Genomic DNA, 9,960 nt, shown 5'->3' with positions numbered 1-9,960 from the left:
CTCAGGACTGAATCTTACTAAGCGACCAGCCTTGCGGAAAGGCAGACCTTGGTTTCGTAGATTGCTGACATGTCGAGTGCTACAGCGTGCATAGTCTGCCACATCCCGAACAGTCCAGAGGACCGGTCCGTTTTGGGTAGAAGAGTTAGCGGCAGCAGAGGTTTCAGTGGGATTGGCGGTTGCGTTCATCGACATGATTAGCGTGTCAACCAGTGGGTGCATGTCATCACCATTAGCTTCCACACAAAGCACTTTGTTGCGCAACGAGCACTGCTGCACCTCTGGGCACCCTCACCATTCTTTGAGAGGAATGCAGGTTTATGTTATGACAAGTTGTGACAACCAACCTTCCTATTCATTCCATGACGAGCACGATGCCAAAAACCGTAAGTAGAACAAGCCCTAGTGAAGTGGAACAGCGCGGCACTATAGAGAACCACGATTGCCCGATCCATCTCCATTGGCAATCGAAGCCAAACCTCCCTACCCATTCGATTGCCACTCGAATCTACGATGAAAGATTATCCATACCCAATCATGAAAAGGCTCTTCCTCTTGCTCGCTTTCTGCCTCGGTGAACTACACGCCGCCGAACCACTTCTGGAAAAGTCCGCTGTCTTCCCGCCCGGCATGAACGGCATCGCGCGGTATCGCATTCCTGGCATCGTGGTCACGACGAAGGGCACGGTGCTGGCTTACAGCGAGGCGCGGCGGAACAGCAGCGCGGACTGGGGCGAGATCGAGGTGCATCTGCGTCGCTCGACCGATGGTGGGAAGACGTGGCAGGAGCCGAAGCAAATCGGCCACAGCGGCACGCGCATCGAGGGCAATCCGCACAAGAAAAAAGATGGCGGCGAGCGTGAGCAGACGGTGAACAATCCCGTCGCCATCGTGGATCGCGAGACGGGGGCCGTCGAGATGCTTTACTGCATCAACTACGCCCGCTGCTTCTCCATGCGCAGCACAGACGACGGCGCGACGTGGAGCCAGCCGGCAGAGATCACGGCGACTTTTGAGCCGTTTCGGAAGCACTACGACTGGAAGGTCATCGCCACAGGCCCCGGGCATGGCATTCAGATGAAAAGCGGACGCCTCGTGGTGCCGATCTGGTTGGCGTATGGCAAGGAGGGCGATCACAAGCCCTCCGCTGCTGCGACGATCTTCAGCGACGACCACGGCAAGACCTGGAAGGCCGGCGATCTCTGCCTGCCGAACGAGGGCGAACTCGGCAATCCGAATGAGACGATGATCACCGAGCTGTCGGATGGTCGAGTGATGCTCATTTCGCGCAGTGTGTCGGCAGCGAGCCGCAAGATCGTCACGACCAGCGCTGATGGAGCCACGGGGTGGAGCAAACCGGTGTTTCATGAGCAACTCTGGGAACCGATCTGCATGGCGAGCATCGTCGCGCATCCATCCAAGCCGGGGACATTGATTTTTTCCTGTCCACACACGCTCGGGCTCGACAAGGAAGGCAAACCCGTCCCCGCTGGACGCGGCAAGCGCGAGAATCTCTGCATCAAGCTCAGCCGCGACTATGGCAAGACCTGGCCCGTGAACAAAGTGCTCGATCCCGGCAAAGCCGCCTACTCGGACCTCGCCGTGCTGCCGGATGGCACAGTGCTCTGTTTGTATGAAGCCGACACCTCCATCGACTGCGCCCGCTTCAATCTCGAATGGGTCACGCACTAGCTGTGCCCCGAAATCGAAGCCGGAATGCCCGCAGGATTCGGCTGACTGTCATGTCCACGAATCCTGAACCGCCCCCATTATTTTGAGGGCGGCAGACTGCTAAGTCTGGCACTGCCTCGGCGTATTCTAATCCCCCATGATGTCTTTCTGCCTCCGGTTTCAAACTTTCTTCACAGCTGCGCCTTTCGCCAGCCTTGTCCTTGCTGGCGCCGTTCACGCTGCAGAGCCCTTTGATGCCTTTCTCGAAACCCATTGCCTCCGCTGCCATGGGCCGGAGAAGGAGAAGGGCGATTTGCGGATCGACCAGCTCTCGCGGGATTTTAAGCTGGGGGCGGACACGCATCATTGGGCGGAGATGATGGAGCAGGTGAACTCGGGTGAGATGCCGCCGAAGAAGGAGAAACAGCCTTCGCAGGCGGAGATGGCGGCGTTTGTGACGAGTCTCGATGCACGCATCAAAGAAGGCCGTGCGGCTCGCATGGCGGCGCGGCCAGCGGTGGCGCATTACCGCCTGAGCCGGAAGGAGTATCAAAACACGGTCTATGACCTGCTCGGCGTGCGCTATGATCCGGCCAAACCGGGCGAGCTGAACGAGGACACGCTGTGGCATGGCTTTGAGCGCATCGGGTCGGAGCTGTCGCTATCGCCGTCGCATGTGGATCGCTACTACCGCGCGGCGGAGTTGGTGCTGGATCGGGCGTTTCCCACGACGGCGGGGGAGGCTCGCAAGGTGCGGAAGACGGCGGTGGATCTGCGCTACGGCGACGGAAAGGCGCAGCAGGCGGCGCTGGATCGCTTCGGCATCAAGCGGCCGCTGCGTTATCTTCTTTTCCCCGGCACGGTGCAAAACGCGCTCTCGACCAATTGGTTCGGCAAGACGGGGCCGGAGCACAGTGGACTCTACAAAGTGCGCATCCAGGCCAGCGGGATTCGTCCGCTTGGTGGTCAACCGGCACACCTGAGCATCGGCAAGAAGACCGGCGAAGAGACCGTGGATGGACTCATCGAGTTCGATCTCACGGCACCGGAGGACAAGCCGCAGGTGTATGAGTTTGAGGTGTTCCTGGAAATGCCCATGACGCTGGAGTTCTGCGTCGTGGCCACGGACGTCGTAGATCGCCGGCAAGGCGCGGCCTTCCGCAATGCGCTCGGCAGCCGCAGCGGCTATATTTTCACGCATAGCAGCGAGACGCTGCTCTTAAACCCGAACGCGCCGCAGATGTTTGATGACAAGGGCAACGGCGTCTTCTCCACGGTGCTGCTCGATTGGATCGAGTGGGAAGGCCCGGTGGTGTCGGAGACGGAAAAGTCACACCGCGTGGGCCTCGTGCCGCCGGATGATGCCACGCCAGAGGTGGTCGCGGAACATCTGCAACGCTTTGCCGAGCGTGCGTGGCGTCGGTCGGTGAAAAAAGAGGAGCTAGAGCAGTATTTGCAATCCTACCGCACGGAGCGCGAGGCGGGCGAGAAGCTGGCAGACGCGTATCGCGTCGCTTTGCAGGGCGTGTTGACCTCGCGGCACTTCATCTACCTCGTCGAGGGCGATACCGTGGCTCGCGAGCGTCTCACCGACTCGGAACTCGCCTCGCGGCTCTCGTATTTCCTGTGGAGTTCGATGCCGGATGACGCGCTCTTCGCGGCGGCCAAAAGCAGCACGCTGAATGGCGAAGGCTTGAAGAAAGAGGTGGATCGCATGCTCGCGGACAGCAAAGCCAGCCGCTTCATCGACGACTTCGCACGGCAGTGGCTGCAACTGCACCGCGTAGGCATGTTCCCGCCGGACAAGAAGCTCTACCCCACCTACGACGCGTGGCTGGAGGAAAGCATGCGCAACGAGCCGGTGGAGTTCTTCCGCGAGCTGTTCAGCAAAAACATGCCCATCGATGGCTTCGTCGAATCCGACTGGACCATCGCCAATGCGCGGCTCTGCGATTTCTACGGCCTGCCGGAGCCGAAGTCTGACGGCTTCCAGCGTGTGTCGCTGAAGCCTGAGAACCGTCGCGGCGGCCTGCTCACGATGGGCGCGGTGCTCGGACTCACTTCGGACGGCACGCGGCATCGTCCCGTGCATCGCGGCGTGTGGCTCAGCGAGGTCGTGCTCGGCAAGCCCCCCCCCCCGCCGCCCGCGAACGTCCCCGCCATCGAGCCCCCGACGCCGCAAAGCCCCAAAGCCACGCTGCGCCAAAAGATCGAAGCGCACCGCAACGACGCCAACTGCGCCGCCTGCCATGCGAAGATCGACCCCCTCGGCCTCGCCTGGGATAACTACGATGCCGTTGGCCAATGGCGCACCCACGAGAAAGTGCCCGCAGGAGTCGGCAGCGACCCCGTCATCGATTCCTCCGGCCTGATGCCCGACGGTCGCGCCTTCAAAGACGCCACTGAGTTCAAACAACGTCTCCTCGAAGACCGCGACAAGCTCGCCCGCGCCTTCATCGACCACCTCTGCACCTACGCCCTCCGCCGCGCCCTCGCCTTCGACGACCAAGATGATCTCCAGGCCATCGCGAACGAAGCGAAGAAGAGTGACTACCGAATCAAGGACATCGTGCGTGCGGTAGCGATGTCGGAACTGATAAGGAAGCGATGAAGTTCTTGGTTCCTTGTTCTTGGTTCCTTGTTGCCAAGCAGGAAGCCAAAACCCCGAACCAAGCGCCTAAACCAAGAACTAGGAACAAAGAACTAAGCACCAAGAACAAAGAACATGAAAATAACCCGCTTTGAAGACATTGAAGGTTGGCAGTTAGCGAGGGAGCTAACGCGGCAAGTCTATGCCGTGGCCATGCGCGGAATGTTTGCGAAGGACTTCGGGCTTCGGGACCAGATCACCCGTGCATCAGGTTCAGCCATGCACAACATCGCTGAAGGATTCGACGGGGGGAGTAATGCTGAGTTCGTCAAGTTTCTGCGCTACTCCCAGCGTTCATGTTCGGAGGTTCAGAGCCTGCTCTACATCGCTTTGGATCAGTCCTACATCACCCCGGAGGAGTTCGATGCCATCTACAATCAAGCCGCCCTCACCCACGCCAAAGTCGGCGGATTCATCCGTTACCTCCTCAACACCCCGAATCCCCGCTGAGCCCTTCAACCAAGACCAAAGAACCAAGAACAAGGAACTTTCATGAACATCCAAACCCAATCCTGGCTCCTCAATCGCCGCCATGCGCTCAAGGCGCTCGGCAGTTTCATTTCATTGCCGATGCTCGAGTGCATGGTGCCGCTCCGCGCCGCAGAAAGCGCCACCGCCACGCCGAAGCGCAGCGCGTTCATCTACCTCGCGAATGGCGTTCACTCGCTGAACTACCAGATCACCAAAGAAGGTCGAGGCTATGAGTTCTCTCGCTCGTTGAAGCCTTTGGAGAAGCATCGCGAGGTCATCACGCCGATCAGCGGGCTGCATCATCCGGGAGCGCTGAGTCATCATCACAATTGCATCTCCGTTTGGCTCACGGGTGGCAAGCTGGGGCCTTCGGATCGCAACACGATCTCGGTGGACCAAAAGATGGCCGAGGTGACCGCGCCACACACGCGTTATCCCTCAATGGAAGTCGCCATCACGCAGGATTCGCTCGCGTGGACCGCCGATGGTGTGCGACTGCCTGCGATGCGTCGTTGCAGTGAGATTTTCGCCTCGCTCTTCGAAGAACCGAAAGGCGGCAAAATGGTCCAGCGCCGCGCCTTGCGCCGCAAAGGCAGCGTGCTTGATGCTAACCTCGCCGAAGTGCGTCAGCTCGAGAAAAAGATGGGCTCCGAGGACAAAGGCCGCATGGAGCAATACCTCACCTCCGTCCGTGAGGCGGAGATCCGCACGCGTCGGGCCGATGCGTGGCTCGACACACCGTTGCCCTCCATCTCCGAGGCCGACCGCAACCGCACGAACCGCGACATCGCCGCCACCAAGGCGGGCGATTATTTCCGCACCGTCTATGACCTCATGGTGCTCGCCTTTCAGACCGATGTGACCCGCGTGGCCACCTTCAGCCTCGGCGGCGAGGGCGATGCCATCTCCATTCCCGAGATCGGCATCACCGAGTCGCGTCATCAGCTCAGCCATCACGGCGGTGATGCGGGCTACATGGAAAAGCTCACGAACTACGACACCTTCGCCATCGAGCAGTTCGGCTACTTCCTCACCCGCCTCTCAGAGACCAAAGACCTCAGCGGCAAGCCCCTCCTCGGCTCCACGATGGCTCTCTTCGGCAGCGGCATGTCCTACGGCCACAGCCACGGCAACGCGAATCTCCCGCTCGTCCTCGCCGGCGGCTCCGACCTCGGTCTGAAGCACGGCACGCACCTCGACTTCAACAAATCCGCCAAAGACTTCCAAGGTTACACCTTCGGCCCCGACGGCGGCCTCACCACCGCCCACTACCAAGTCTGCAGCCGCCCCGTGAACTCCGACGCCCACATGAGCAACCTCCTCCTCCTCATGGCCCAACGCATGGGTGTGGAGACGGATCAGTTTGGCGACAGCAACAAGGTCATCGCGCTATGACCATGTTCTTGGTTCCTCGTTCTTGGTTCTTGGTTTGCCCTTGGTTGGCAGTGCTTGCTTGTTCGGTCTTCGTTCATGCAAGCGCCGCCAACGAAGAACCAGGAACAAAGAACCAAGAACAAGGGACAGAACCCTTCCGCCCCGAAGCCGGCAAGTTCCCGCCGCTGGAAAAAGCGCACGCCTACCGTGGCGAACTTGTCTTCGTTGATCACGTGAACCGCCGGGGCAGCCTTCGCATTGAATCCAAGGGCATCTTCCGTTTCACGTCGCCGAGTCCGTTTGCCCTGCTGCCCTACGGCATCGTCAGGCATCACGGTGCACCGGCGGATCTGCGCGACATCCCGCTCGGCACCCTGCTGCATGTGCGAGCGTTTCTTCCACCTGACCCAAAAACCTCCGCCGTGCCTGTTTTGCCGGTGAACAACCGCACCAAGACCAGCCACGGAAACCTCGGCGTGGCACCTGCCGAAAATCATGTCATTCTCCTCGAAGACGAACCCAGCCACTGCCTGCGCGAGGGCCTCGTGTGGAAGCTCAAAGAGGTGGAGATCAAAAATCATGAGGGAACCATCACCGCCACTCGCGAGCCGAAGCAAGGCAGCAGCGGCAAGGCCTCCGCGGAAACGCTGACCTTCGATGCCGCCACCCGCATCTGGCGTGGTCGCGAGTATCTCCGCATCGAGCACCTGATCGCTGAAGGTGCGTGGCCCGCCGAAGGCAAAAAAGCCCTCAGCGGCCAATCCGTCATGCTCGGCCTCACCTGGAAGCCGACGCCCGCCGGTGTGTTCACCCGCTTCCACATCTCCGACATCTGGCTGGATGACGCCGCGATGCAAAACGCCGCGCAGCATCAAACCGAAACCCACAAGGCCTTCGTGCGCAGCCGTTGGCTGCCCGCGTGGATCGACGCCGTCGAGTATGGCAAGTTCGGCCGCGCCACCATCACCGCGACCTTGTTCGGCGGCATGGACGCGTCGCTTTACGCCGAGTTCAGCAAAGGCAGCGCCGCCCTGATGAACGGCGTCGAGAACACCCTGAAACACACCGAAGGCGGCACCGCCGGCCCCACGCAGATGGCGGCACGTGGCAAACTTCTCGACGTCATCAACACACCCGGAAACGTCCCACTCGGCAGCAGCGGCATCCAGATTCGCTTCGAGACCGATCTCATCACCGAAGGCATGCGCCCCACCCGCATCGTCAAAATCCGCCCCACAAGCTGGCCCGATCTGCACATGCCCCGCGAGGAATACATCGGCCAAGGCAGCATCGACGAACGCTTCCCCACTCCCGCCATCTTCCCGAAATACTGATCCACTTATGAAACCGTTCTTTGTTCTTCGTTCCTCATTCTTCGTTGCCAAAACCGTGGCCCTCGCGTGCTCATTCGTCATCCTGGCAAACGCCGCCAGCGCAGAACCAAGCACCAAGAACCAAGAACCAGGAACCGACGTTTTTCGCCCCGAAGCCGGAAAGTTTCCCCCTTTGGAAAAAGCGCACACCTACCGTGGCGAACTCATCTTCGTCGATCATGCGAACCGTCGTGGCAGCATCCGCGTGCAGGGATCGGGCATGTTCTTCCGCAACGATCCGCATCCCTTCGCCATGCTGCCGTATGGCGTCGTGCGTTATCACGGCGCCCCCGCCGATCTTCGTGACATCCCGCTCGGCACCGTGATGCATGTCCACGCTTTCCTCCCGCCGGACCCGAAGACCTCTTCTGTCCCGGTTTTGCCAATCGATAGCGGTAAGCAGGACGCCAATCACAATCGCGGCGCAGGCATCTTCCCCGCGGAGAATCATGTGCTCCTGCTCGAAGACGAACCCAGCCACTGCCAGCGCGAAGGACTCGTCTGGAAACTCAAGGAAGTGGAGATCAAAAACCACGCAGGCATGATCATCGCCACCCTCGAGCCAAAGAAAGGCGGCGACGCCAAGGCCACCGAAGAACCGATGACCTTCGATGCCGCTACTCGCATCTGGCGTGGTCGCGAATGCCTCAGCATCGAGGAACTCATCGCCGAAGGCGCATGGCCTGCGGAAGGAAAAAAAGCGCTCAACGGCCAGTCCGTCCTCCTCGGCATCACCTGGAAACCCACGGCCGATGGCATCTTCACCCGCTTTCACATCTCCGACATTTGGCTCGACGACACCGCAACTCAACGCGCCGCCCACAACCAAACCGAAACCCACAAAGCCTTCATCCGCAGCCGCTGGATGGCTGCATGGATCGACAACGTCGAATACGGCAAGTTTGGCCGCGCCACCATCACCGCCACCCTCTTCGGCGGCATGGACCCATCGCTCTACGCCGACTTCACCAAAGGCAGCCCCGCCCTCATGAATCCCGTCGCCAACACCTTGAAGCACACCCACGGTGCCTATGGCCCCGCCCACATGGCGTCGAAAGGCCCCATTCAAGATGTCATCAAACTCCCCGGTGAAGCCCCGCTCGGCAGCAGCGGCATCCAGATCCGCTTCGAGACCGATCTCATCATCGAAGGCATCCGCCCCACCCGCATCGTCCGCGTCCGCCCCGCGAGCTGGCCCCAAGCCCAAGTCCCCCGCGAAGAATACCTCAACGACAGCCTCGAAGAACGCTTCCCCACGCCCGCTATTTTTCAGAAGTATTGAAGTTTCGCCGAAGCTTCGATTGGCAATGGATATGGGGCGGGAAATCATGGTTCACCATACTGCCAGCCTCTTCCATTTTACAGGCCATCGTTCTACTTTTGGGTTTTGGCATCGTGCTCGTCATGGAATGAATTGGAAGGTTGGTTGTCACAACTTGTCATGACACGAATCTCCACTCCTCTCAAAGAATGGTGAGGGTGCCCAGAGGTGCAGCAGTGCTCGTTGCGCAACAAGGTGCTTTGTGGGGAAGCTAATGGTGATGACATGCACCCACTGGTTGACACGCTAATCATGGCGATGAACGCAACCCCAAATCCCTCTGAAACCCCTGCTGCCGCTAACGCTCCAATTCAAAACGGACCGGTCCTCTGGACTGTTCGGGATGTGGCAGACTATGCACGCTGTAGCACTCGACATGTCAGCAATCTGCGAAACCAAGGGCTGCCTTTCCGCAAGGCCGGACGCTTGGTCAGGTTTAATGCTGAGGCTGTGAAGCGTTGGTTTGAGGATTGAACAATAGACGTCATTCCGTCCGAGCAACGGAACGCACCTCCAAAGTATCAACGTTCTTATGCACCCTCGAAACCTCAAAGGGTGACTCGCGCCAAGATTTGGCCAGGTTATTTGTTGTGATATGAGCCCATCTCAAACTCACTCTGATACTCCACCACCATCTCCTGATCCTCAGTCCACAATTCAGTCTGAACCCTGCCTCTGGACCATTGATGACGTTGCTCGCTATGCGCGATGCAGCGTCCGCCATGTCACCACTCTGCGCGAGCAGATGGGGCTGCCTTTTCGCAAACTGGGTCATCTGGTGCGCTTCAGCCCTGAGGCCGTGAAGCGGTGGTTTGAGGATTGATTGCAAACCGATTGAGCCTCACTCTCCTAGGACACCATGAATGACACGATTGACCGGATCTACAGGCATAGCATGAATTGGCAGAAGCCGCTTTTATGGCTGCGGATCAATTTCGGTTACATGCGCAGCGAGATCGGATCTGTCACCGGTGCAGGCGAAGACTTGGTGGGGCTAAAGCAGGCGATGGGGCAACTTGAAGAAGCATTGGCTTCATTTGCGAGGTCCGAGATTTGGCTTTTTGAGGAGGCTTGCACCTCTGACCGTTCGCCTCACATGT

At 59.5% G+C, this 9,960-nt stretch carries 9 protein-coding genes; all 9 read left to right on the top strand.

Annotated features, from left to right (window positions below; genetic code table 11):
* The first annotated feature begins 537 nt into the window (after positions 1-537).
* The gene (locus tag AC6FTP_RS23460; RefSeq protein WP_497209334.1) at positions 538-1,692 is read left to right on the top strand and encodes a sialidase family protein; all 1,155 of its coding nucleotides are present in this window, start codon (positions 538-540) and stop codon (positions 1,690-1,692) included.
* Positions 1,693-1,828: 136 nt separating this feature from the next.
* Positions 1,829-4,282 (top strand): DUF1592 domain-containing protein, encoded by a 2,454-nt coding sequence (locus AC6FTP_RS23455; protein ID WP_497209333.1) that lies wholly within the window; start codon positions 1,829-1,831, stop codon positions 4,280-4,282.
* A gap of 114 nt (positions 4,283-4,396) precedes the next feature.
* A complete protein-coding gene (locus AC6FTP_RS23450) occupies positions 4,397-4,771 on the top strand; it encodes a four helix bundle protein (protein ID WP_497209332.1) in 375 nt (124 codons plus the stop codon).
* Positions 4,772-4,813: 42 nt separating this feature from the next.
* A complete protein-coding gene (locus AC6FTP_RS23445) occupies positions 4,814-6,187 on the top strand; it encodes a DUF1552 domain-containing protein (RefSeq protein ID WP_497209331.1) in 1,374 nt (457 codons plus the stop codon).
* Positions 6,188-6,237: 50 nt separating this feature from the next.
* Positions 6,238-7,500, top strand: a complete 1,263-nt coding sequence (locus AC6FTP_RS23440; RefSeq protein ID WP_497209335.1) for a hypothetical protein — start codon at positions 6,238-6,240, stop codon at positions 7,498-7,500.
* Between the two features lie 7 nt (positions 7,501-7,507).
* Positions 7,508-8,821 (top strand): hypothetical protein, encoded by a 1,314-nt coding sequence (locus AC6FTP_RS23435; protein ID WP_497209330.1) that lies wholly within the window; start codon positions 7,508-7,510, stop codon positions 8,819-8,821.
* 264 nt (positions 8,822-9,085) lie between these two features.
* Positions 9,086-9,334, top strand: coding sequence for a helix-turn-helix domain-containing protein (locus tag AC6FTP_RS23430; RefSeq protein WP_497209329.1), 249 nt, complete (start codon positions 9,086-9,088; stop codon positions 9,332-9,334).
* 121 nt (positions 9,335-9,455) lie between these two features.
* On the top strand, positions 9,456-9,683 hold the full coding sequence (locus AC6FTP_RS23425) for a helix-turn-helix domain-containing protein (RefSeq protein ID WP_497209328.1): 228 nt from the start codon (positions 9,456-9,458) through the stop codon (positions 9,681-9,683).
* 36 nt (positions 9,684-9,719) lie between these two features.
* Positions 9,720-9,960 (top strand): hypothetical protein (locus tag AC6FTP_RS23420; RefSeq protein ID WP_497209327.1); only part of this gene is annotated, 241 nt, incomplete at its 3' end.

Origin of the sequence: Prosthecobacter sp., assembly GCF_044378005.1 — a bacterium.
In the GTDB taxonomy this organism is placed as follows: Bacteria; Verrucomicrobiota; Verrucomicrobiia; order Verrucomicrobiales; family Verrucomicrobiaceae; genus Prosthecobacter.
Note: the sequence above shows the minus strand (reverse complement) of the source record. Positions and strands in the feature narration are given on the sequence as shown.